The organism is Priestia koreensis, assembly GCF_001274935.1.
Lineage (GTDB): Bacteria > Bacillota > Bacilli > Bacillales > Bacillaceae_H > Bacillus_AG > Bacillus_AG koreensis.
In genome coordinates, this window is the sequence record NZ_LILC01000037.1 from 135,433 (window position 1) to 160,006 (window position 24,574).

Consider the following 24,574-nt stretch of genomic DNA (forward strand, 5'->3'; position numbering starts at 1 on the left):
GTGCATAAGTAGGTGGGTAAAAAGTGCGGATTTTTAGGATAGGCCGTTTTTCACGCGTATTCTGCATCCATGGGGGTAATAGATAACTAGACAAAAAAAGCCAGACTCAACAGAGCCCGGCTTTTCCTATTTTTATCGAACTTCTACCCAACCGTTTTTAATCGCTACTACTACAGCCTGCGTACGATCGTTTACGTTCATTTTTTGAAGAATGTTACTTACATGGTTTTTAACCGTTTTTTCACTAATGTATAATGATTCTCCGATACCACGGTTACTTTTACCGTCTGCTAGTAATTGAAGAACTTCACACTCACGACGAGTTAATAGATGTAGTGGGCGACGAATTTCAACTTCCTCGAACCCAACTGCTGAAGACTGGCCTTGTTGTGCTAAACGACGATATTCTTTTACAAGACTATGCGTTACTTTCGGATGTAAATAAGAACCACCCTCTGCGACAACCTTGACTGCTTCGATCAGTGCATCTGCATCCATTTCTTTTAATAGGTAACCGCGTGCTCCCGTTTGAAGAGCGTGCGTCACGTATGTTTCATCATCGTGGATTGATAAGATAATAACCTTTGTTTCTGGGTTATCTTCTACTAATTGCTTTGTTGCTTCTACACCGTTCACAGATGGCATATTAATATCCATAATGACTACATCAGGGTTATGCTCTGCTACTAATTGAAGAGCTTCTGAACCGTCGTCACCTTCTGCTACGACTTCAAAATCCTGTTCAAAATCTAGAATTCGTTTTACACCTTCACGGAATAATTGATGATCATCAATTATAACAATATTCGTTTTCATGCGTTACTCCTCCCCAACACAACCTACACCTCATGTATTTAACTACTCATTTTCATTCTAATGTTTGTGACAAGGCCACCTGAATTAAAATGGTTGTGCCTTTGCCTTCACGAGAGTTGATATTGATTTTTCCATCTAATAAATCAACTCGTTCTTTCATTCCGATTAATCCGAAGGAATCTTCCTTCTTTTGTTCGATTTTAAATCCTTTTCCATCGTCCTTCACTAAAAGAATAACATGGTTTTTGGAAATTTCAATCTTAACCTGTATTTCCGAAGCTTCTGCATGCTTTAGTGCATTAGTCACAGATTCTTGGACAAGGCGAAATAATGCTACCTCCAATTTTGAAGGAATTCGGACTTCTTGTCCAATGGAAATAAACGTTATTCGCGGATTTCCGTTGTTGTACTCCTCAATTGTGGCTAGATATTTGCGTAATGTGGGAATTAGGCCTAAATCATCAAGTGCCATCGGTCTTAAATCATATATGATTCGACGCACTTCATAAAGAGCAGATCTTACCATTTTTCGCAAATCCCGAATTTCCTGTAGGGCTTCCTCAGGGCTTCGTTCGCGATATACACGTTCTACGAGCTCTGAGCGAAGCATAACGTTCGCCAACATCTGAGCGGGACCATCATGAATTTCACGAGAAAGTCGTTTTCTCTCTTCTTCCTGTGCTTCAATAATGCGGAATCCGAAATATTCTTTTTCAATCGCGTCCTCAACGATCTCTCCGACCTGCTTCAAATCACTGTTTAGGTAATTTAATACGACCGTAATTTGACCAGCGAGATGATCGGCACGCTGAATCGTTTCAGATAGCGCTTTTAATCGTCTTTCTAACTCATCCCGACGCTGTCTCAGCTGTTGCTCATTCTGCTGATTCATTAAAAGCTTCGTTTGTAGCTCATGTGCCTTTTCATACGCGTCGCGCACTTCAGGCTCAGAGTAGATTTTAAAATGACGACTTACTTCAGACAGACGTCTACGAGCAAGTCTTGCGTGGAGCTCTAACTTCTCTCCTTCAGCAATCGTTGATAATACCTGCTGTTTTAGATCATCTAGTTCCTTCTTAATTCGTTCATACTCTTGTCTTGCATCTTCTGCAATTAAGTAGATTTCACCTTTGCTGTCATCTACGGTTTGAATAATATTGTCTAAAATTAAATCAAGCGATTCGCCTGTTAATCGTTTTTTTGCCATACTGTCACCTCATGCAAGGTTGCTTGCTGAAAACTCATTCAGTGGTATACACACAGAGTGTCCTTATACCTTTCGTGTGAAGAGCTGTCTTTATAAGGATAGATCCACTATTTTTTGAAAAAAAGGTTTCCTTTACCTTATCATGTACAAATCGCTTCCCCAACTAGCATGAAAAATGAACTCAGCGCTGATGTCGTTATTTGCAGCATGTATAATAGACGCTTTATAATAAAGAAAGGTTACAGGATTCGTTAAAAATCGACATAACATTGCGAAACCGATTCACTATCCTGTTCAACATTCTGAGGCTAAACCAGTGTGCGTTCCAGAGAGAACAACCTCTTGTTTAAAATACGGATGTCTGTCAGAATAGAGAATTTGACATCTACTATATACCCACATTTCCCAAAATATAACTCACAAATTGAAGGAGGCTTTCCTAATGTTACCTCACTATTATACCGTAAAAGAATACGGAGAACATGAAATCATTATTCAAAAATCACGTTTTATTTGTCATACAAAACGGGCAACTACTGAACAAGAGGCACAGGAATTTATTCAAGAGATCAAGAAAAAGCATCGTGACGCCACGCATAACTGTTCTGCCTACTTAATTGGAGAGAACGACCAGTTCCAAAAAGCGAACGATGACGGTGAACCGAGCGGCACGGCTGGCGTACCGATGCTAGAAGTGCTGAAAAAGAAAGGATTAAAGGATACTGTTGTCGTTGTAACACGTTATTTTGGTGGCATTAAGCTCGGCGGAGGTGGACTCGTTCGTGCGTACGGTGGCTCTGTTTCTGAAGGTCTTCAGGCCATTGGCATCGTTAAACGCACGCTCATGCGGGTTATGCATACAAAAGTCGATTATACGTGGCTTGGCAAGCTTGAAAACGAGCTTCGTTCCTCTGTTTATGACGTAAAAGAGATTCACTATGCAGACGCAGTCGAGATTGAAACCTATGTCGAAGAAGCTGAAACAGAGGCATTCACAGCTTGGATGACAGACCTAACAAACGGCCAAGCAACTATTGAAGAAGGCACGCAAACCTACCTTGAACAAGACGTAAAATGAATGATTTACGAATATGAAAAAATTATGTACAATGTAATTTAGCATCGCGACGTGCAGTGCTTCTGTAAAGATTTTTGACAATGAATGAATAGAGACGATATCATAAAAATAAAGCGATGAAAAAAGAAAATCTTTTTCATACATACTTAAACCACTCTGTGGTAAAATGCTCTGCGCTGCTCCCCACTTTTTTAAAAAAAGTGGGGTTTGTAGCCGATTAAGTTTGAAGATGCTTTTCTCTGTCACTTATTCAAAACCGCGTAATATCTTTCAAACGACAAAACAAAGAGATGTTTGGGAGTAAAAGCGCGCGACATGCAATTCTGTATATTTTGTAAAAGGTCAAACTACCGAAAATTGTATAAAGGAGAACTTGTATGCCTGAATTTAAGCGATATCAGAAGAAAGTAAACAAGCGAAAGCGCAGAAAGAGACTGTTTCTTCTGTTTGCATTACCAATCCTACTTGTTGGTTTAAGTGCCACTGCTTATGGCTCCTATTTGTTTGCCAAAGCAAAATCCGTCGTGAACGACTCATTTGAAGCAGTCGGTGACCGACACAAATCACCTCTTCGTGATAAGCAAGTTGACCCGAAGAAAGACAACTTCTCTATTTTGTTTATGGGTGTCGATGATAGCGACTCTCGAAAGTTCGGGAACAATACGAGAACAGATGCCTTAATTTTGGCAACATTTAATAAAAAAGATAAATCCGTTAAAATGGTTAGTATCCCGCGTGACTCTCGCGTGTACATTCCAAAAGAGGATCGTCGCACGAAGATCAATCACGCATACGTCTCAGGTGGAACCGCTGGAACGATTGATACAGTCGAAAACCTGTTTCACGTACCGGTTGACTACTATGTAAAAATCAACTTTAAAGCATTTATTGAAATTGTGTCCGCCCTTGACGGCATTGAATTTGATGTTCCGTATGATATGGTCGAGAAAAACTCACACGATAAGCATAACGCCATCGTGTTGAAAAAAGGAACACAAGTGTTAAACGGTGAAGAAGCGCTTGCTGTTGCCCGTACCCGCAAACAAGACAGTGATATCTACCGCGGGCAGCGTCAACAGGAAATTATGAAAGCCATGATCTCAAAAGCCGCAAACATCAGCTCCATCGGGAAATACGGAGATCTCATTGAAGCAGTTGGAAACAACATGAAGACGAACTTAACGTTTGGTGAATTATTATCGTTCTATGATTACGCAGCAGAAGGCTCCAATATTAACATTGAGAACTTCACGATTAAAGGTGACGATGATACAATCAACGGCATTTACTATTACAAGCTAAATGATGAATCCGTAAACGACATTTCAGATACGCTAAGCAAGCATTTGGAGGTTCAAACATCCACTACTGAGCCTGAGCAACAACAAAATTAACACACAGCAAGCGGCAAAAAGTCGCTTGCTGTTTTATTGACGTCATACAAAAAAGCCCCAGAGCTAAGCTCTGGGGCCTTTTTCAATTTCGCAACTTGAACACACGTACCATATTCAATATTGGACGATAGTTCTTCCCAACGAGTCCGATCTTTTCTACAATAATTTCGATGGCGAGGGTTAAAATAGCTAATACTAAGAATGAACCCCACATCGTTACTTTCGAGAAGATAACAGCAGCTAAACCAAATATTGCGCTCATGCCGTAAATGATTAGCACAGTTTGGCGATGACTATATCCAAGATTTAATAAACAATGATGTAAGTGTGATTTATCCGGTGCAGATAGTGGTTTTTTATTCACTACGCGTCGAATAATGGCAAAGAATGTATCAGAAATCGGTACACCAAGCACAATAACAGGAACGATGAAAGAAATAATCGTAACGTTTTTGAACCCTAGCAGTGACAAGACGGAGATCATATACCCTAAGAAAAGAGCACCGGTATCTCCCATGAAAATTTTCGCCGGGTGGAAGTTGTACACTAGGAATCCTAATGTTCCACCAAGAACGATCATTCCCATACTTGCAACGAACATGTCACCTTTCATAATCGCCATACCAGAAATGGTAATGAGTACGATTGATGACACACCTGCTGCTAATCCATCTAAACCGTCAATTAAGTTAATGGCATTTGTAATTCCGATAATCCAAAGCATCGTTAATGGAATGCTTAGAAAACCAAATTCAAGTGTACCGCCAAAAGGCAAGTTAACAAAATCCACTTGTACGCCGCCATATACAACAACGATCCCAGCTGCTAGCACTTGACCTAATAATTTGATCTTCGCTGAAAGCTCGATCATGTCGTCTAGCACACCGGTAATGATGATGATGGTACTACCGATTAACATCGCATCTACCTTCACATATTGGCTATTTGGAGTCAGGATAAAGTAACCAATTAAAAAACTGATATATATCGCTAATCCGCCTAAACGAGGCATGATTTTTTGATGTACTTTTCGATTGTTCGGTTTGTCTGTTGCTCCTATTTTAAAGGCGAGCTTTTTGACAAGAGGCGTTACGAGTACGGAGGCTATAAAGCAAATCAACAAGGTCATATAATCCATATAGACCCTCCTTATTATTTAGAATAACCATTCCAGGATAAATTGCATCATTAAATTTCAATATTTTTTTAAAGCTCACGAAAAACATACTGTTAAAAAAGTTAGAATTTCACAGAATGGATTATATCACATATGTACATATCGTTAAAATATCTTTTTTGTAATTTTTGTAGAATGATAGAAACAGGAAGGATTAAAGCGGCTCAAAAAAGATGATGTACGTACTAGTTTATACCCCCTTTTTTACCTAAAAACAAACATCTTTTTTAAAGATGCTGACGTTTTTTATCTAACGTTGTTATATTTTAACTAATATACCATAATAGTAGAATTAATTGCCATTTTTTTATATGATTTTACATGATATACTAAGTTAGGAAATTAATGAAGGAGAGCAACGAGAATATGTTATCTTTATTTAGAAAATCATGGAAAGATACGAACGATCGTCGTTTGAAACCATATTGGAAATTAGTCGAGCAAATTAATGCTCTAGAGACTACGATGGAAGCTTTATCTGATCAAGAATTACAAGCAAAAACCATCACATTTAAAGAAAAATTACAAAATGGCCAAACCATTGATGATATTAAAGTCGAAGCTTTTGCAGTGGTACGTGAAGCAGCAAAACGTATTCATGGCATGCGTCACTACGACGTACAGCTGATCGGCGGCCTTGTTCTAACGGAAGGAAATATTGCCGAGATGGCAACGGGAGAAGGAAAAACGCTTGTCGCGTCTCTTCCTAGTTATCTTCGTGCGTTAGAAGGAAAAGGCGTTCATGTGATCACCGTCAATGACTATCTCGCAAGACGTGACTGTGAAAAAATTGGCCAAATTCATCAATTCCTTGGATTAACAGTAGGATTGAACGTTCCCCAAATGGAACCTGAGGAAAAGAAAGCTGCTTACACGGCGGATATTACGTATGGTGTAGGAACAGAATTCGGCTTTGATTATCTTCGTGACAATATGATCGGAGACCTCTCTCAACGAATTCAGCGTCCCTATCATTTTGCGATCATCGATGAAGTGGATAGTGTACTAATTGATGAAGCGAAAACTCCTCTGATCATTGCCGGTAAAATGAACGCTAGTATTAGCTTGCATCGTATCGCAGCAGGCGTTGCAAAACGTTTCAAAGTCGAAGTTGACTACACGTTTGATCCTGAGACGAAGGCAACGAGCTTAACAGATGAAGGAATTGAAAAAGTGGAGCGTGCATTTGGCATCGACAATCTATACGATTTGGAGCACCAAACGCTTTATCACTATATGATTCAAGCTGTACGTGCTCACGTTATTTTTGAACGCGATGTTGACTATATCGTAAAAGACGGAAAAATTGCCCTTGTCGATATGTTTACAGGTCGTATTATGGAAGGCCGTAGCTTAAGTGATGGACTTCATCAGGCAATTGAAGCCAAAGAAGGCCTAGAGCTAACAGAAGAAAACAAAACACAAGCTTCCATTACCATTCAAAACTACTTCCGTATGTACCCGAACCTGTCAGGGATGACCGGAACAGCTCGTACAGAGGAAAAAGAGTTTAGACAAATTTACGGCATGCTAGCTATTCAAATCCCAACGAATAAACCGAAAATTCGTGAAGATATGGGTGACAAAGTATTCAAAACCACTCATGACAAGTACACAGCCGTAGCCAAGGAAGTAAAAGAGCGCCATGCCAAAGGACAGCCGGTCTTAATCGGTACAACGTCCATCCTACAATCAGAGAAGGTTGCGGAGTATTTGGAAAACGCGAAAATTCCGTTCACTCTCTTAAATGCGAAAAATGTCGAGCAAGAAGTCGAGCTTATCTCAAAAGCTGGCCAAAAAGGCATGGTAACAATCGCAACGAATATGGCGGGTCGCGGGACAGATATTTTACTCGGTGACAAAGTATATGAATTAGGTGGACTTCACGTTTTAGGTACTGAGCGTCACGAAAGCAGACGAATCGATGATCAATTAAAAGGTCGTGCAGGTCGTCAAGGAGACCCTGGATCTAGTCAGTTCTTTATTTCACTTGAAGATGACATGTTCCGCCGATTCGCCTCAGAGGAATTAGAGAAGCTTGTTCCTTCTGTAAAAACAACTGAAGAAGGTATTGTATTAAACAATAAAATTAACGACTTCGCCGATCGAATTCAGCGTATCGTCGAGGGCTTCAACTTCTCTATGCGTGAATACAACTTAAAGCTTGACGATGTTATCAACGAACAGCGTAATGTCGTTTATCAGCTCCGCAACAACCTATTAGAAGGTAAAAATAGCGTTGAGCTTGTAATTCCGATGATTCAACATGCGGTTCAAGAAGAACTAGACGCTCACTGTTCTGAGGAAGTAAATCCAGATTCTTGGCCGCTGAAGGAGCTAGAAGAGCAGATCAATCAAGTGATTGCTTTTCCAAAATGCACCCTACCTGAATCAGTCGATGAACGCTATCAAATAGAACAAACCATTCAGGAAGCATTAGATGCTTATATTGAAGCAATTCAGCCTTATAAAGAAGACGAAAGCGTACAATCTTCTCTACGACAAACGATGCTCATTTTCTTAGATCATGCGTGGACACGTCACTTAGAAGACATGACCCGTTTAAAAGAAGGAATTGGGTTGCGACAATATCAACAGGAAGATCCAATTCGCCTTTATCAAAATGAGGCGCTCGCTATATTTACGATGATGTACAAGCAGTATGAAAAGAGCGTTTCCCTGCAGTGCGCAGGACTTGTAGAACATATTCTAGTTGAAAAATAATGAACGGAATTGAAAGGAGAAATAACGATGGCATCTTTTCTAAAAAAATGGCGTAAAAACAAAGAAAAAGTAGCAGCAACTGGACAAGAAAGCGTAGTCTCCTCAGCTGACCTATTAAATGAGCAGCCGCTAACAGCTGCTCCTGACGAAGATGTATACACAGCTTTATCATTTGATCCTTCTTGGAATTTGGATTCTGAAGATAAATATGTGTACCAATATTTAAACAATGAGCTTCCTCCGCTGAAGCCAAATCAAATTTCACTATCAGGGATTGATTTAAAGCCTGAGGATAACTTTATACAAGTTATGGCGTTTATTCGAAATTCACTTCCAAAGGCAATCAAGTTTGAAGAAACAACACTTTTACTTGTTGGACCTAATGGTGATGTACTAGCAAGAAAAGCATTCGACCTATCAAACCTTGGTGAAATCCCAGAAAACAGCAGTCGTCCAGCAGCATTTTTGTTTGAGCCTGGTAGCTTGTTGGCAAAGGAAATCCCGCTAGAGGGCTGGAAGCTTGCATTCGAGCTTAAGAAAGCCGTGAAGCATCAGTTAGACTTACCTGAAAGCTGGAAGACTTCTCTTCCACAAAGCGAACAGGACAAGCTTCATCAAATCGTTGAGTCTCTAGAGCCACCTCAAGAAGGTGAAGTAAACTTCTACGGCCTCCAAGCAGGTCAAAACGAAGAGCGTGATCTGCACGTAACGGTGTTAATCCGAAACGGTAGCGACCGCAATATGCAAATTCAGCACCTTCCTCTTCAAATGGAGGATGCAAGTGGTGAGATTATTGCACAAGGAAGCTTTCAGTTTGATGACTTCGAAGTAAAAGCAAATACAACGAAGCCTTGGACATTTATTTTCCCTCATGAATTAATTAAAAAAGACGAACTCGACTTCTCACGCTGGAGAGTTATGCCCATCCAAAACGAAGAATAAACAAAAAGCGGTTGATCATTGGATCAGCCGCTTTTTACTGTGCTCAAAAATAATGCAAATAGACCTACGTCTTCTTCTTCCTTTTTTTCTTCATTTGACTTAAATCTATTGAACTATTACTATTTCATTAGTAAAATCTCTATTTTTTACACAGAATTTGGATAAAAAAGCAAAAAAGATGCTCTATGGAATCCATAAAGCATCTTTCTTGGCCTACAAACCAACCTTCGCTTGCCAAAATGTAAAACAAAACAGGAGTTTGTATTACATTAAGTATTGTAACACATGAACCAATTTCTACAAATAAAAAATATGAAAATATTATATATTTTACCTAAATTAATTAATAGAAGAAAAATATTCTAATTAAACCACAATATATAAAAAATATAATTAAAAAGTATTGAACATATATACCTAATTACTTTATGTAAAATAAAGGGTTTTAATCATCTTTTTGTGAATAACAAAAAGCCCTCACGAATGACTCATGAGGGCTTTTACTATTCTTTATTTCGGGCGACGAATAGACGCTTGGTGCATCGGTTTCTCCATGTGTACGGAAGCAGCCGATATTTTCGCTTTACTAGCTTTACTAATACTAGAAGTTGTAATTTCTTTTATGATCCCATTTTGAATACCTACTTTTTCAGCAGCCGTTATAACATCCGTGTTGCGATTAGCAGATGTGCTGTAGAACGTATTCAACTTCTGAATTACTTGAGAAGCGACTTGGTCGTAGTCCCCTTTTCCGTAGTAATTAAAGTAGCTATACGCACTGTCCCAATATTCCACGATAAATCCTGCAATTTCTTTTTTATCAGAAGAATTAAAGGTTACCCAATCACTTCCATCAAGTGCCGCAAAGCTATCATATGTGCTAGTCGAAGCAATATCCTCTAGCATAAACGATACGTCCCACATTTCAGACGTTCCATCTTTGTAATAAAGCTGAATTTCATCGCTATTAATTAAATCTACTTTGACAACATCATAGTAGAAGTTTTGTGCAAATAAATTGAGCGCGCGCTCCATAAACTTATTCTCTTCAAATTTCATTTGATAAATAAATTTCGCGACCGCTTCCCTTGTAGACGGACCACCCGGATTAAATTTCCCATTTGATCCCGACAAGAAGCCAATGTTTTCTAGAAAAGCAACTTGCGCCTGTGAACGCCCTGCAATGACGTTGTAGTCTTTGAATTTTGAATCAAAATCAAACAGCATTGCATAATCTTCTAATCCCATTGCACGAACAAACATTGTAGCCATGTCTTGGCGCGTAATATATGCATTTGAATTATACGTTGTAGCCGTTACACCTGCTGTAACACCTTCATCTAAAAGAGCTCCTACATACGGTTTATAAGCCGTTGGAACGTCTTTAAAGTTTTTTGCAGCTCCAGCGTCTAAGTGATAGTTCATCGCCAGAGAAAGCATTTTCGCGAACTGTAGACGCGTCACATTTTCTTTCGGATGAAACGTTCCGTCGCTATAGCCTGAAATAGCTCCTGCTTTTGCTAGGGCTTCAATCTGCGTTTTCATTCCTGAATTTTGAATATCTTTAAATAGTGTATCTGCATGTGCGGACATCATCATTTGACTTGAAAGCATCACGGTCAAAGCGGCTGTAACACCTAGTTTTTTCATGGTTTTTAAACTCTCCTATTCTCATGTTATACCTCCATTTTAATATTTTACCAAGAAAGTATATATAGGTATTTACTCACCATTAATTAGAAGATACTAGAATTAAACGACTGATTTCACTCGTTGTATTCTAACTATATGCCTAGCACATAAGGTGAACAAATGTTAACAAAATGTTCGGATCGTAAGGTAAAATAAGAACGTATACTACGACATAAACGAGGTGCAATTGATGAAAAAGAAGTGGATTATCGGAGCATTACTTGGCAGCTTTTTGTCTGTTGTGACAAGCTTATTCTTGTCTAAGCATGTTCGCCAGCAGAAAAAGCTGGAGAAACAGATTAATAACTCTACTCTACCGGTCCTCCAGAAAGCAGAACAGCTTTTAATCGTAACAGCTGAGAGTGATCATACGTCTAACGCAACGCTTGTATTTCTTGAAAAGCGAGATGGAAGCTGGAAACGCGTGATGAAGCCTATCTCCGTTTTGATTGGGAAACACGGAATGACCACGCAAAAGCAAGAAGGCGATGGAAAGTCACCAATCGGTGGGTTTTCTCTTGGAACCGCATTTGGTCATCATGAGGTGACAGACTTACATATTCCTTATCGTCAAACAACGCCCCACGATTATTGGGTAGATGACGTGGAATCACCTGATTACAATACGTGGGTACACGAAAACGGCAATCCTGAAAAACGATGGGAATCGTTTGAGCGGATGAACCATCCTCTTTATAAGTATGGAATTGTTGTAAACTATAACGAAGATCCGATCATTCCAGGCAAAGGAAGCGCTATTTTTATTCATCTAACAAATCAAACGACCACCCATACGGCTGGGTGTGTCAGCATGCCTGAACGAGATTTTCTCCCTCTTCTTTACAAACTAGAAGCAGAAAAGCACCCTGCAATTGTTATAGCAGAAAAATCAAACTTGCTGTCTGTTCTATCTTAATTAAGCATCCCCCTACTGCATGTTACGTAGGGGGATGTTCATGATTATTGAAACTTCACGCTTAGCTTGTAAGGATTGATGGTTGAATTTCCGTTTACGTCTTTTACTTCAATGTGGTATTTTCCTTTTCCTAAGTTAAACGGCATAATTTCAGCATCCCCATCTACATAATGATTAGATGTAGAAAGCAGCTTTCCATCTTTATACAAGGATATGACGCCATCAATTTCCCCTCCAAATTCAAACGTCATCGTTCCTTTTGCTGCTTTTTTAAGATTAAGGACGTACCAGTCTTTATCCCCGTGCGTAATACCTGCATTCAAATGCCCTTTTGCTGTCCATAAACCAGGAGCTTCCGGTTTTAATTCGAGCGGCTTGGATGGAACATTATTTCTCACCACTGAGCCTGCATCCTCATCTTTCGTCAAAACGTTTCTGACTGTAAAATCATATGGAATGACGCTTGCTTGGGTGGAGCTGTTAACAAAAGGTAAAAGACCAACAAAATAATTTTTCCCCTTTTTTGTTGGGAACGATCCGTAAATAGAGTTATTAAGGCTCATTTTCTCCACAAAACGAACTTTATCTAACTCCGTATCATCAATCTTGCGATTATTATTCGTATCTTCAATTATTACTGGAATGCCATATGCCTCATTTAAAAGGCTTGATGGGTACTTATCGGCTAGCTCTTTTGTGAGCTCCTGCTGCTTATAGAACACACCGTTTATACCTGTTTGTTTAGCACTTACATAATAAAAATCTACGTCATTTGGTAACGCAAAGTTCCCTGTAATCGTTCCTTCAGGTATTGTCTTCGCTTTTTCAGGAGCATCATTGTCTTCATACTTATCTTCAGGGTTGTCTACTACGAGCTTTGAAGACAGCTCGTATGGATCAAATGATAACGTTTGGTTTTCAAAAGGCGTTCGGGCTACGGCAAAGTATTTCTCACCCTTACGCAGGCCTACGCTAATACGTTCATTTACGCGTCGGAAAGGTGAAAAGTAGTCTAAATTTGCTGTAACAGGCTCTAGCATTTCAATCTTCTTCCCATCTTCCTCATACTGAGCAAGTCGATAAATTTCAAACATCGGAACGTTTTCATCTTTATTAAATGTAAAATCATAAATAGCAGTACGCTCCGGTGTAATCGCAAACCAGTCTTCGTCTTCTAAGCTTTGGATATAGCCCTTAGCATTTGTTTCACCTAGCTTATGAGGCTGCGCTCCTGCTTGAAGATCTTTAAGAAACTGTTCTTCTTCATTTTCTGCTTCTTTAGCGTCATCCGAACTATCGGCCGTAATTCCTTTGATGACTTCCTCTTTTTTCTTTGCATACTCTTTAACCGTAAGCTTTCCTTTTTCGACCCCATCCTCTGGTAGATCACGATGAACCGGTAGTCCATCTTCATCTTCTGGAAGAACTTTTCCTTCTATCGACAGCTGGTATGGAAGCGCAGATTCCTCAGGATCTTCTCCTCCAAACATTAGATCAAAATTCATGGCGAAGTCTTCTATTCCAAAGAAAGAAGGTGCTTTATTCGTTATGCGAACATAGTAGTCCTGACCTGGAATCGCTTTAAAAGCCAACGTTTCCCCTTCGCTAGTACCATTCACATTTGCTACAAACATTGGCATAGCCTCGTCGTCTAATTTACTTTCATCAATGGGAACGGGCGGGGTATTTTCATCTGTTTGCACCATTAAATCATCCGATCCGTACACCTGAATACTTGAATTTACGCCCGCTACAGCTGATAGCTTTACTTTTACTACTTGAGGCTCGTCTACTTTTAACTTAAAGAAATCATTGTCTCCTTTCTCTCCACTAAACGTTAGCTGTTGATTCCCTGATTGATACGGAAGTGCACCTATTTCAAGTGGATTCGCAAGGGAAATATGATCTTCTGGCACTGCTTCTAAGCGCTTTAGCGACAGCTTATACGTTGATTTTTTAGCTCCGGAGTTATCGTAGTTTCCGTTTGTATCCTTCACACCGATCGCTAAAATTCCATCCGCAGGAACTTTATACAATTTCCCTTCCTGTTTTCCATCCTGTACTTGATCCACTTCTTTTACATCATTACCGTCCTTTGAATAAAGGTGAAGCTTATATTTGTAATCATAGTTATCTGATCCCAACAGCGAGGTTTGAATATACTCTCCTTTTTTGACATCAAACTTCATCCACTGTTCTTCGTTTGGTTTTGTAAGAGCTCCTTCTTGTATAAGCTCATCTTTTAATTCAACCTGCTGCGCCGCTGCTAAAATTTGTTGCTCTGTTTTCGGATTTTGAACAGAAGCCGGGATTTTCTTCATGTCATACTGTAGAGCTCCAACGGGATTCACAAGTCCGTTTCCGAACTTTGTATCATAACCCTTTGCACCTAAATCCTTTGCCGTATGCTCTAATACGTACTCAACTTGTGCTGGAGTTAAATTTGGGTATTTAGAGAGTAATAATGACGCCGCACCTGCGACAACTGGTGATGACATAGACGTGCCGCTTAAATTAGCGAACCCTGATTTTCCTTCATAATAAATAGATGAATAAATGTCCTCACCTGGAGCAACTAAATCCACTGAGGAACCATAGTTGGAGTACGAGGATAACTGATTGTTTTTATTTGTAGATCCTACGCTAATGACCCCTTCGTAAGACGCTGGATAATCTCTATGCGCTATTCCATCATTTCCTGCCGCTGCTACTACTGTGACATTTTTATCAATAGCTGTTTTAATTGCTTCTTGGAGAAGAGGTGACGAGTAAGGTGAGCCGAGGCTTATATTAATAACCTTTGCACCATGCTCCACAGCATATAAAACACCTTCTGCAACCAGATAATCTGATCCAAATCCATTATCCATAACGGTAATTGGAAGAATACTTGCGTTTGGATTAACACCATAACCACCTACACCATTCTCTTTTTCCCCTGCAATAATTCCCGCCACATGCGTACCGTGAAAATGTGGGGACGCTGGATTCATTGGATTTACCGCATTGTATCCAGGAAGCAAGGCCTCTTTTAATTCAGGGTGATTAGAGTCCACACCTGAATCAATCACCGCTACTTTTACTTTATTTGCTCCTGCTAATTTTTGCGCCTTCGCGATTTCTAATAATGAAAGATAATATTGTTTATTCACTTTTAGGTCTGCAGAACCTGTAAGCGGCTGATAATTAACGCTCGGACTTACTGAGAGCACCTTCGAATTTTTTTGATACGCTTTTAATACGTTATTGATATCGCCTTTTTTCTTAATTTTCACAATGGCATATTTTAAACTCGATATTTGTTTGATGACCATTGCACCAGCACGCGCGTGATCAGCAGCTGACAGCGGTCGATCGTATTTAACAACAATTGTATCGGTGCTAAAAGGAGTCTGATCTTTTGTTGTATTTAACCCTAGCTTCTCTGCCTGTTTTTTAAGAGCGGAAATGCTAACTTTTTTCGGGGCCAACAGCTTTTCTTTTTCTACGGCCGTTGAAACACCTGGCATAAGGCTTCCTCCAACTAAACTTGTTGTAACACCTAAGGCAACCCACTGTTTTACAAAACGCTTCATTTCATTTTCCCCCTATGACCACAAATAGTGTAAGACTCCAAAACAGAGAAGTTAGGAAAATATGTAAATTAGAATCTGTCCACTATATGACGTAGAAAGTTAACAAAAAGATTCATTTTTTTATAAAAGATCTTAAAAATGTTTTCGACAGCATTTTCCGATAAAAAAAAGACGTAGCTGCTCGCCACGTCTTTCTTCACTCTTAATGCTGAACAAGAGCACGATATAAAAATAAGCTATACTGTCCTCTTGTAACTGATTCTCCTGGTCTAAATGTGCCGTCCGTGTATCCAATCGTAATATCAGAGGCGATTAAAGCCTGAATGGCACTTTCTCCAAAGCTTCCTGGTCGTACGTCGCTGAATGTATTGGTCGTTGTTCCACTAAGCTTAAACGCTTTTTGTAAAATAACGGCCATTTCAGCACGTTTAAGGTTACTGTTTGGATCGAATAGACTGTTTGCTTTTCCGTTCATGACGCCCGCTTTTGTAATCGCGGCGATGTATGGATAGAAACGATACGTTTTTGGAACGTCCGTATACTCTACGTCGCCTACGTTTGTCACATCAAGATTTAATGCACGAACAAGTAAAAGTGCCGCGTCAAGACGTGTTAGATTTTTAGATGGCTTAAACTCTCCATCATCGTATCCGGCAATGACGTTTTGACTCGTTAAATATTGAATAGCTGTCGCATACGGATGAGAGGCTGGAATGTCGCGCATAACAGGCTCATCATCTGTATCGTAGATTGCTTTTAATTTATCAAAGTAAAGATCTCCGCTGCCTTGTTTAGAGGCTTCTGGTTCCGTTACATATAGCTGCTGCAGTTGAACGGGTCCTATAATGCTTGTTGGCACGGAAGCTTTTACATACTTCCATCCCTTCCAATCCAGTCCGCCAGCTTCCGTAAAGTTCACCGTATAGGTTTGCCCACTCTGATCACTAAGCGATCCACGAAGCCAATGTTTATTGCCATCGCCATATACCCACATGCCAAGCTGCTGTGGTGCCTGCTCTATTTTTAAAGGTGCTGCTGGTACAAGATAGGAAGCAGCTGTCCCGTTTTGAGCGGCATCGAAATCATAGTGTAAATGAGCGGCACTCTTTCCTTCCATATTTGGAGACGGTGATGTGCTAAGAGACAGCGTTGACGCCGCACGAGTGTTTTGTGTTGTCCACCCTGCTATAGATTCAAACGCGTCGAGCACAACCGGCTTGTTTGGTCGTGCAGGCGTTCCAATAGTAACTGGAATTTTTGTCACCGTATTGCCGTATGCTGCGGTAATCTCGCCGCTTCCTTCCGTACCACTCGGTTGGAAAACACCGTCTTTTGAAACTGTTCCAAGATTGTTTGATACGTTCCATGTAATCGTTTGTGGGTTAAAGATAATTTCTTTCCCACCTTCATCAAACGCTTTTACACTCAGCGTTTGATTTTTAGGCGTTGTCATCGTAATAGAAGCAGGCGAAACAGCTAGTTTGTCTACCTGATCAACAATGGTGATTGGCAAATTCTTTGTCGCGTTTCCGTAGGCAACCGTTATATACCCGGAACCCGCTTTTTGCGCCGTAAACATCTGACCGCTACCTGTTCCCCATGCATTTGATACAACGGAGAACTTCGTATTATCAATGCTTAGCGGGCTGTAGTACTGATCTAATACGTAATTAAGCTTCGCATTTACAGATGCTCCAACCGCTACCTTTGCAGAAGCGCTCACGTTTGCTGATAAAATGCTCGGCTGCCCAACCGGTGCAGACGAAATGACTTGAAGCGTCGTCGAAACAGCGCGCTCATGACCATCAGATGGTTTGTTAACAAGCGCCGCATTTAAATCGCCGTTGTTACGAACAGCCATTGCTGTTGAGCCACCCCCGTCAAAGTTGAGCGCCTTGTATGCACCCATATTAACCAAATATTGCGCAAACTCTTTCATAGACATACCCTTACTATCGGTCTGTCTTGAATCAACCGTTACAAAGAACACCTTTGTCATCGTTTTATCAATCGCAACAGCCGTACGTGCAGTACGCTGTGTGGCACGGTCACTCGTTAAATCCATGCTAACATCCACTTTACCGTTATTCACAAGCATCGGACCACTCGCAAGCATAAACTTCGAGTTTTTCCACTTATCATCAATTCCTAAAGAGATGGATACGTTGTCTCCAGGCTTTAAGTTCTTCAGCTGCGGCATGCTTGTACCGTTTGCTGATAAAACAAGCCCATCTGCTGGAATAGCAGCTGCCTCTCCGTAAACAAGCTGTTTTTGCACAGTTGCTGTAATCGTGTCACCGAATGACAAGTTTTTGTTTTTAGAAGCGCCTGTTAACACAACCTCTAATCCAAACTTATTGGAATTTGTCGCCGTTCCGTACTCAGGCGTATATAAAATGAGATCATCATAATTTCGGATTTTATTAATACCTGTAATATCATATTTCGTTCCGTTGTGCGTATATGCCATCTGAAGATTAAACGAATCAATTTGCGGTTTATTGTCCTTCGTCATCCCAAACGCAACCGGAATATTCACATAATCCTGCTTGCTGCTTGCGATAATACCTGAATTGACGATTTGATTATTATACGAAATCAAATACATCGGCAGGCGTGAACCAACCATATCAAAAAAGCCACCGTTAACTGCTCCAACAACACGATGTCCATCCCGACTATCCGCAATCGCTTGTTTGGACGTCGTTACTACTTTATTTAGCGGTGATGGTACACTCACATCAATTCCTGTATACGTATCCTGCGTGTTGATTTCCAACGCGCGAACCGTTTGAGGGTAGGAATTAATAGTACTTTGTTTCTGGGTATAAGTAACCCCTGGAGACACCTGCATGTTTGACGGAACCGCTGCCTGAGCTTCCGGCGCTAATCCTACAAAACATGCTTGAAACGACACAACAGCACAACCTAACCAAACCCAACCTTGCCTTTTCAAACGCAAAAAAAGACCCTCCCAATATGTTTCTATTATTATAGTAAATTACATCTAATATAAGTTTTACCATATAATTATAACTTTTGTCGAATGACGTAAGAACTATTTAAGGGGTCTGTCCCCCATAACGTTAATGTGTTAAAGTGAGCCGTGAATCCAGTAATAACACCATCAAACACAGCTCACACACACTAAAAATTTTGTCGAAAAACTTTTTAATCAAACGTTTGTTTAAGATAACTTTCTACATCTTTTTTACTTTCTTCTACATAATATTGGTAGAATGCACGCGGTGGATGAGGGAGGCAGGACAATAGTCGGTCTGTCGTAACTCGAAGGCAGTCGGTAGGATAAATGTAAGAGGCATAGCTGCTCCAAGGATATTCGTATGGACGAGCAACCATTTTTGCTTTGACAGGATTAAGGTGAATGTAGCGGCTAACGGTTAGAAAATAGTTTCGGTCTGTAATAATTTCGCTTTTGTAGCGTCCTTGAAACAGATGGCCCTCGTAGCGGTATTTTTTATTGAAGTAAACCGCATACTGCGATTCAAGCATTTTCATCATGTATTGAGGATGATGATCGGTTTGCACAAGTAAATGAACATGATTGGTCATGAGACAGTATGCATGTAGCTGAAAGGGCCACTTGCGCTTTGTATCGTCAACTAAGTTTAGAAAGTATTCATAATCCTCCTCTCGATAAAAGATTGCTTCGCGTCGATTTCCTCGACACGTCACATGATAAATAGAACCCGGATACCAAATTCGAGGTTTTCTTGAGATTGTCTTCACCTCCTTTATCGTTATGTTTCTTCATTTGCACTCATTTTCCTTTTATAAATAACAAAAAGAGCCTAGTCACATGACTAGACTCCCCTGTATTACTTTCCTAAAATATTCTCAATTACGTTCTTATGCTCAGCACTTCCAACGATGTCGTTTGCTTTGGATTCATCCACAAAAGTGAAGGTCGGAAGTTTTTTCATTTTGTGCGTCAAGACGCGCGTTACGGCTTCGTTTAGACGACTTTCCGGAATTTCACCAGATTTTATGCCCTCGACGATTCCGTTGTATACGTCTAGCTGATGGTCATATTCATGACAAACGAGTAATAAATCAGCACCCGCTGCTAGCGCTTCTTTCCCCATATCTTTGTACGTGTAATATTTGTTAACGGCGCCCATTTCCAAATCATCCGTAACAACAATACCTTTATAACCGAGCTTATCACGCAATAGCGTTTGCATGATGACAGGTGACAAACTCGCTGGTTTTTTCGCATCATACGCCGGATATTTAACATGTGTCACAAGGACAAAGAAATCATCAGGATCGACTTCATTAATCATTTGCTTAAACGGATAGATGTCGGAACCCTCTAGATCCTGCTGATTGGCCCCGACTGCTGACGTATCCTTATGGGGATCGACATTGGTGCGGCCGTTTCCAGGAAAGTGCTTAACAACACCGGTGATGTTGGTATCATTTAGTCCTTTTACAACCTGCTTTCCGTACTCATACGTTTTTTTCGCATCGCTTCCAAAGGAGCGTTTGTCCGTATCAGATATGTCGAGTACAGGGGCAAAGTTGGTGTTGAAGCCCATCGCTTGAAGCTCAGTTGCATTAAGCTTCGCAACGTCATACACTTGCTGAGCCGTTGCCACGTCGCCAAGTGCTTGCTGAGAAGGAATCGGTGATACCTTCTCTTGCATACGAAGAATATCGCCTCCCTCTTGGTCCACGCCAATCATAAACGGCAATTGATAGGGCTGTTTTTGAGCGAGTCGCTGCAGCTCATTGTTTAGAGTAGCCACTTGCTTTGGTGACTGCATGTTGCGACTAAATAAAATAATATTGCCAATATGCTTGTTTTCGATCATGTCCGTGACGGACGAGCTCGGTTCCGTCCCATAGAACCCAACCATCATAATTTGGCCGACTTTTTCTTCAAGTGACATTGAGCTAACTAGCTTTTTGACCTTGTCATCGACCGTCGGTAATTGATTCACTTCTTGTCGTACCGCCCGTTTTTGCTTTGTTTCTTCCTTCGTCGGCTTTTCTTGTTTTTTCGTTTCAGCATTTTGTGTCGCCACGTTTTGTTCAGGCTTTTGCACCGTTTTCCATAGCCACGTTCCTGCCACTAACGCTAAAATGATCGTAATAATTGCAGATAAAAGTACTAGTTGTTTTTTAGTCATTATTCTTTATGCGCACCTTGCTTTTTAATATCGTAGTCATTAAGCTTCCAGTCGTAGCCTTCTTTCACCAAATACCAAGTACCACTCCATGTTTGTACAAGCGTTGAACCATCTGTTTGGTTGTCATAAGAAGTCATCGAGAACGTCGCGGATGCATGGCTGTCATCAATCGGATTAACGTTGATAATGGTCGCATCATCTTTAATCGTATTTTTCAAACCAGCGGCCCATGACTCATATTTCACTTTACCTTGACGATCTGATGAAAACAACTCATAGGCCGCTGAATAATTTCCATCACTAATATAATTGTAGTGCTGCTCGATCGAATTCTGAATGTCTCCTGCAGCATCCTCCGCAGCCATGATTGCATCATGATCGTTCTGCTCAACCGAATCATCTTCAGCAATAGCTTCTTCGTCAGCACTTTCTGCTAACGATGGATCTGCCTCTTCTTCCGCTGATTCGATATAGAGATATGCTTCCTCTTCGTCTTCAATCGTAAACACATCGCTTTTATCTTTTTTCTTTCCGCCTGGTAAGACAGCTTGAAGCTCCATTGAACCATCTGTTGGTACGGGTCCTAGTTCATCAACGTTTTTCAGCTTTTTACCTGTGCTTTTTCCGTTGATATAAAGTACTGCATCCTCATCATTGGTGCTGACCGCAATATGTGTTCCAGTGACATCTAGATCAACAGCTAAATTATTTTCTTCCAGATCATCCATGCTAAGGTCCTGCTTATCGGATACATCTGTATATTCGCCCTTATACACGCCTTTTACAACATGATCACTTGGTAAATACGGGCCAAACGTTTGCTCCTTGTCTTTTTTGAGCGTTTTTACCTTTTTGCCGTCAATGTAAAGCTCCGTTTGACTCTCATTTGATGTCGCTTTAATGTACACTGACTTCGTATTGATCCCGTATTGATTAAATACGATCCATTTCTTATCCAACGACGTTAAGGATGCCAGATCGTTATCACTTCCGCTTACATTCGCTCCATCCGCATAGTTTTGCGCTTCCATGCGAAGATGCTTAGACGTTTCATTCCAAACATCAGGATTGTTTTTTAAATACTTAATAAAGCTTTTCGCCTCTTGATCACTAATATCATGATCAGCCTTTGAGTTATTTAAAAGTGCCACCACTCGACTCGGATCGTCCTGGTTGACGGCAGAAATGAATTGATCTGCAATCTTGTCAGGGCTATTTTTCGCCTCTACATATTTGTATCCTCCAAACCCTAGACCTATTACTACAACACAAGCAGCCACAGCGATCTTAGGACCCTTTTTTAATGACTTAGCAGCAGATCTCTTTTTTTCCGCCCCTTTATTGCCACGATCATGATGAGCCTCTTTTTCAACCGTTACACCACAATGTGTACAAAAAGCTCTATTTCTCTCAACTTCTTTACCACAACTTTTACAATGCGTCATTCTTGTTTGCACTCCCTATTTCATTCAAAAATTTTAGTATGTATTGATTCATCATGTAAAAAAGCACATGTGAACGTATCTCATCTCTCTGCCACCGAACATTTTATTTTATATCAAAATAATTTATAAGTTTTTTAGAAATTAATCTAATATATGGTTGTTAAGCATTAATATAGTAATACATATTGTAAAAACATACAATATATCTCGGTATTTTTCCCTTACACAAAATAAGCAGAAATAAGAAATATAGATTAATTAATTGATTAAAATTGTATTTTTTCTATATCTATATAAATATTATTATGGTAAATTTGTTATGTTTGACTATATTTTTACAGAGGTGACAGAAAATGAACGACTTACAAAGCAAACTTGGCGGGGGTTTAAATAAAATTCAAGATAGCCTGCAACAAGGAAAACAAAAGCTACAAACGGTACAAGAGATTAGCCAGCAGAAAAAGATTATTCAAGAGGCTTCTTCAAAGCGTGCTCTTTTATTAATCCAAGCTGGAGAAGAGGTCTATCGAAAAGTACGTAACGGTGACATTCAAAACGAAGAGCTAAAAGAACGTTTCAACTTACTAATTGAGCTTGATCAACGAATCTATGGTGCTCAGCAAATGATTACGAGCTTAAACCAAGCAAACAGCGATTCAATGAGCTGTACAGGGTGTGGCTCTGCAGTAACAGCAAACGACAAGTTCTGTGGTTCATGTGGAACACAGGTTGTCATCCCTAGTAGTGAAGAACTCGATACGAAAGTTTGCCGCACTTGCGACCAATCTGTTCCTGCCAATACGCAGTTTTGTAATTGCTGCGGAACTAAATTTTAATCTAAAGGAGACTTAAACGATCTATGTATTGTAAAATTTGTGGTGCTTCGAGCACTGAAGGAAGCAACTATTGTGGACACGATGGTGCTTCTCTCATAGAGAGCATCCCTAGACTGAACGTAAAGAAAAATCAATCTACTTTTTGTCCAAGCTGTGGCGAAAAAACAGGGGAACAGCAAAACTACTGCGGTGCATGCGGGGCGTCTGCCTTAACCTATGATGCATCCAATGAACCGATTCGTGAAACAACAACAAAAGATGATCAAATACACGAACGTGCTTTTGTTCGCCCACGTTTTCAAGTATCATACTTAAAAAAAGCGCTTATTCCAGCGGTTATTGCGTTTGCTTTCATGCTTGTGCTTAACATTTTTGCTTATCAATATGCGGGCAGTACATTTACGGACCTATTTGAAGATAGGTTGTCCGCAGGGGGAATCCAAACAGCTACCTATACAGGGGACCGCATCGATGATGATATGCCCAAACCTGATCAACTATTTGGTTTTAGTGATATGGTAATGAATTCACACTTAATCACTCCTACTTATCACTTATCATCTGATGCTACTGATCCTTATTCAGAGGAGAACAATACATACGAAGGAAAATTACATATCTCGTTTACCTTTGTCATTTACATACTAATTCCTATGTTGGCTCTATTTGTTGGAGGGCTATTTGCAGGTCGAAAACAACCGCACTCATCTGTGATGGAGCGCCTTTATTTAGCACTATCTATTGGTGGAATTTATGGTATTATTTTAGCTCTTTTCTCGTTGTTTAGTGGCTTTAGCTATGACGTAAATATGGCCAAAGATGCTTTCCATTTGAAGCTGGATATTCACGCCTCTTATTCGTTTATTAAGAGTCTATTTATTGGTCTTACGGTCGGAACGGTTCTTACTTTTATAGGAATGCTGTTCTCCATTAATTACCGTCAATTTACGAAACAATTAAGCGATACTGTTCCATTTGGCGAAGTCATCCATCAAGCTTTCTCTACGTTTGTGAGAGGAATCGTGATCATGAGTGTCATTATGATGATTGCTGTACTCGTTCTCAAAGATAACCTTAGTGATTTCATTGATTTCCTACCCGTCGACTATCTAAGTGATCAATCAGCATTGTTAGTTGCGGCAGCAGGAACTCAAGCAGGTAGTATATTGTTGAATCTTGCTCACCTTGTACCTTTACACATTGATAACTTGCTTACGAAAGATACTTCATTAACTTTTTCCATTTTTGGCGGACTAAAGGGCGATGAATTAGCAGAGTTATTGGGAGACTTTATTGAAACCCCGTTCTATTTATACTTCGTTTTCTTATTGCCAATTGCCCTATTTATTTGGTCAGGTTACAAAATGAAGACAGCTAGACAAGGGTCTCTTCAAAACCTTGCTATTTACAGCATCATTTATGCGATTTTAATAGGATTTATGGCATATTTAACACAAATGAACTTTAACCTTGAAGATTCTAAGCACGATGATCCTTTAAACAGTTTTGTTGGCTTCAGCATCTTCGGCTCCTTCATCAGAGCCTTTATCTTCTCCTACATTTTTGCTTATGTAGGTGGATACATCGCAAAGAGAAAAGGTTATTAATCCAAAAAA

At 40.1% G+C, this 24,574-nt stretch carries 16 protein-coding genes; 7 read left to right on the forward strand and 9 right to left on the reverse strand.

The genetic code is table 11. The features are described 5' to 3' along the window. Nucleotides 1–132: 132 nt before the first annotated feature. Both AMD01_RS22225 and AMD01_RS22230 read right to left on the reverse strand, forming a co-directional pair. On the reverse strand, nt 133–816 hold the full coding sequence (locus tag AMD01_RS22225; protein ID WP_053403639.1) for a response regulator: 684 nt from the start codon (nt 814–816) through the stop codon (nt 133–135). Nucleotides 817–868: 52 nt separating this feature from the next. Continuing rightward, nucleotides 869–2,023: a sensor histidine kinase gene (locus tag AMD01_RS22230; RefSeq protein ID WP_053403640.1), complete on the reverse strand. Its 1,155-nt coding sequence runs from the start codon at nt 2,021–2,023 to the stop codon at nt 869–871. Between the two features lie 442 nt (nt 2,024–2,465). On the opposite strand from AMD01_RS22230, the gene AMD01_RS22235 reads away from it, so the two are divergent. Continuing rightward, nucleotides 2,466–3,101 carry a YigZ family protein gene (locus tag AMD01_RS22235; protein ID WP_053403641.1) on the forward strand — a complete coding sequence of 212 codons (636 nt, stop codon included), beginning with the start codon at nt 2,466–2,468 and terminating at the stop codon, nt 3,099–3,101. A 377-nt stretch (nt 3,102–3,478) separates the two neighbouring features. Then, nucleotides 3,479–4,495, forward strand: coding sequence for an LCP family protein (locus AMD01_RS22240; protein WP_053403642.1), 1,017 nt, complete (start codon nt 3,479–3,481; stop codon nt 4,493–4,495). A gap of 82 nt (nt 4,496–4,577) precedes the next feature. On the opposite strand, the gene AMD01_RS22245 is transcribed toward AMD01_RS22240, so the two are convergent. Continuing rightward, entirely contained in the window at nt 4,578–5,633 is a 1,056-nt protein-coding gene (locus AMD01_RS22245) for a glycosyltransferase family 4 protein (RefSeq protein ID WP_053403643.1), read from the reverse strand. A 405-nt stretch (nt 5,634–6,038) separates the two neighbouring features. Here AMD01_RS22245 and secA2 point away from each other — a divergent pair, with 405 nt between their 5' ends. Both secA2 and AMD01_RS22255 read left to right on the forward strand, forming a co-directional pair. Continuing rightward, entirely contained in the window at nt 6,039–8,396 is a 2,358-nt protein-coding gene (gene secA2 / locus AMD01_RS22250) for an accessory Sec system translocase SecA2 (protein WP_053403644.1), read from the forward strand. A gap of 27 nt (nt 8,397–8,423) precedes the next feature. Beyond that, on the forward strand, nt 8,424–9,338 hold the full coding sequence (locus AMD01_RS22255) for an accessory Sec system S-layer assembly protein (RefSeq protein ID WP_053403645.1): 915 nt from the start codon (nt 8,424–8,426) through the stop codon (nt 9,336–9,338). Between the two features lie 510 nt (nt 9,339–9,848). Here the strand turns inward: AMD01_RS22255 and AMD01_RS22260 are convergent. Continuing rightward, the gene (locus AMD01_RS22260) at nt 9,849–10,988 is read right to left on the reverse strand and encodes an S-layer homology domain-containing protein (RefSeq protein ID WP_053403646.1); all 1,140 of its coding nucleotides are present in this window, start codon (nt 10,986–10,988) and stop codon (nt 9,849–9,851) included. Nucleotides 10,989–11,220: 232 nt separating this feature from the next. On the opposite strand from AMD01_RS22260, the gene AMD01_RS22265 reads away from it, so the two are divergent. Then, on the forward strand, nt 11,221–11,946 hold the full coding sequence (locus tag AMD01_RS22265) for a L,D-transpeptidase family protein (RefSeq protein ID WP_083446668.1): 726 nt from the start codon (nt 11,221–11,223) through the stop codon (nt 11,944–11,946). Between the two features lie 44 nt (nt 11,947–11,990). Here the strand turns inward: AMD01_RS22265 and AMD01_RS22270 are convergent, their stop codons facing one another. The 5 genes from AMD01_RS22270 to AMD01_RS22290 all read right to left on the reverse strand — a co-directional run bounded on the left by AMD01_RS22270 (nt 11,991) and on the right by AMD01_RS22290 (nt 22,122). Further along, nucleotides 11,991–15,521 carry a S8 family peptidase gene (locus AMD01_RS22270; protein ID WP_053403647.1) on the reverse strand — a complete coding sequence of 1,177 codons (3,531 nt, stop codon included), beginning with the start codon at nt 15,519–15,521 and terminating at the stop codon, nt 11,991–11,993. Nucleotides 15,522–15,723: 202 nt separating this feature from the next. Next, a complete protein-coding gene (locus AMD01_RS22275; protein WP_053403648.1) occupies nt 15,724–18,483 on the reverse strand; it encodes an S-layer homology domain-containing protein in 2,760 nt (919 codons plus the stop codon). Nucleotides 18,484–18,692: 209 nt separating this feature from the next. Continuing rightward, the gene (locus AMD01_RS22280) at nt 18,693–19,271 is read right to left on the reverse strand and encodes an REP-associated tyrosine transposase (protein WP_169776002.1); all 579 of its coding nucleotides are present in this window, start codon (nt 19,269–19,271) and stop codon (nt 18,693–18,695) included. Between the two features lie 89 nt (nt 19,272–19,360). Then, on the reverse strand, nt 19,361–20,677 hold the full coding sequence (locus tag AMD01_RS22285) for a glycoside hydrolase family 3 N-terminal domain-containing protein (RefSeq protein ID WP_053403649.1): 1,317 nt from the start codon (nt 20,675–20,677) through the stop codon (nt 19,361–19,363). Next, a complete protein-coding gene (locus AMD01_RS22290) occupies nt 20,677–22,122 on the reverse strand; it encodes a TcaA 3rd/4th domain-containing protein (protein WP_053403650.1) in 1,446 nt (481 codons plus the stop codon). Before AMD01_RS22290 ends, AMD01_RS22285 begins: the two co-directional genes overlap by 1 nt. Nucleotides 22,123–22,475: 353 nt before the next feature. Here AMD01_RS22290 and AMD01_RS22295 point away from each other — a divergent pair, with 353 nt between their 5' ends. Beyond that, nucleotides 22,476–22,958, forward strand: a complete 483-nt coding sequence (locus AMD01_RS22295) for a zinc ribbon domain-containing protein (RefSeq protein WP_053403651.1) — start codon at nt 22,476–22,478, stop codon at nt 22,956–22,958. Between the two features lie 23 nt (nt 22,959–22,981). Further along, nucleotides 22,982–24,565: a zinc ribbon domain-containing protein gene (locus AMD01_RS22300; protein ID WP_053403652.1), complete on the forward strand. Its 1,584-nt coding sequence runs from the start codon at nt 22,982–22,984 to the stop codon at nt 24,563–24,565. Nucleotides 24,566–24,574 lie beyond the last annotated feature (9 nt).

What these genes read in the sequence shown, in the direction of transcription:
- AMD01_RS22255 (WP_053403645.1), top strand. Translation starts at nt 8,424, where the DNA reads ATGGCATCTTTTCTAAAAAAATGGCGTAAAAACAAAGAAAAAGTAGCA.
- AMD01_RS22240 (WP_053403642.1), top strand. Translation starts at nt 3,479, where the DNA reads ATGCCTGAATTTAAGCGATATCAGAAGAAAGTAAACAAGCGAAAGCGC.
- AMD01_RS22245 (WP_053403643.1), bottom strand. Translation starts at nt 5,633, where the DNA reads ATGGATTATATGACCTTGTTGATTTGCTTTATAGCCTCCGTACTCGTA.
- AMD01_RS22290 (WP_053403650.1), bottom strand. Translation starts at nt 22,122, where the DNA reads ATGACGCATTGTAAAAGTTGTGGTAAAGAAGTTGAGAGAAATAGAGCT.
- AMD01_RS22235 (WP_053403641.1), top strand. Translation starts at nt 2,466, where the DNA reads ATGTTACCTCACTATTATACCGTAAAAGAATACGGAGAACATGAAATC.
- AMD01_RS22285 (WP_053403649.1), bottom strand. Translation starts at nt 20,677, where the DNA reads ATGACTAAAAAACAACTAGTACTTTTATCTGCAATTATTACGATCATT.
- AMD01_RS22295 (WP_053403651.1), top strand. Translation starts at nt 22,476, where the DNA reads ATGAACGACTTACAAAGCAAACTTGGCGGGGGTTTAAATAAAATTCAA.
- AMD01_RS22300 (WP_053403652.1), top strand. Translation starts at nt 22,982, where the DNA reads ATGTATTGTAAAATTTGTGGTGCTTCGAGCACTGAAGGAAGCAACTAT.
- AMD01_RS22260 (WP_053403646.1), bottom strand. Translation starts at nt 10,988, where the DNA reads ATGAAAAAACTAGGTGTTACAGCCGCTTTGACCGTGATGCTTTCAAGT.
- secA2 (WP_053403644.1), top strand. Translation starts at nt 6,039, where the DNA reads ATGTTATCTTTATTTAGAAAATCATGGAAAGATACGAACGATCGTCGT.
- AMD01_RS22225 (WP_053403639.1), bottom strand. Translation starts at nt 816, where the DNA reads ATGAAAACGAATATTGTTATAATTGATGATCATCAATTATTCCGTGAA.
- AMD01_RS22230 (WP_053403640.1), bottom strand. Translation starts at nt 2,023, where the DNA reads ATGGCAAAAAAACGATTAACAGGCGAATCGCTTGATTTAATTTTAGAC.
- AMD01_RS22265 (WP_083446668.1), top strand. Translation starts at nt 11,221, where the DNA reads ATGAAAAAGAAGTGGATTATCGGAGCATTACTTGGCAGCTTTTTGTCT.
- AMD01_RS22270 (WP_053403647.1), bottom strand. Translation starts at nt 15,521, where the DNA reads ATGAAGCGTTTTGTAAAACAGTGGGTTGCCTTAGGTGTTACAACAAGT.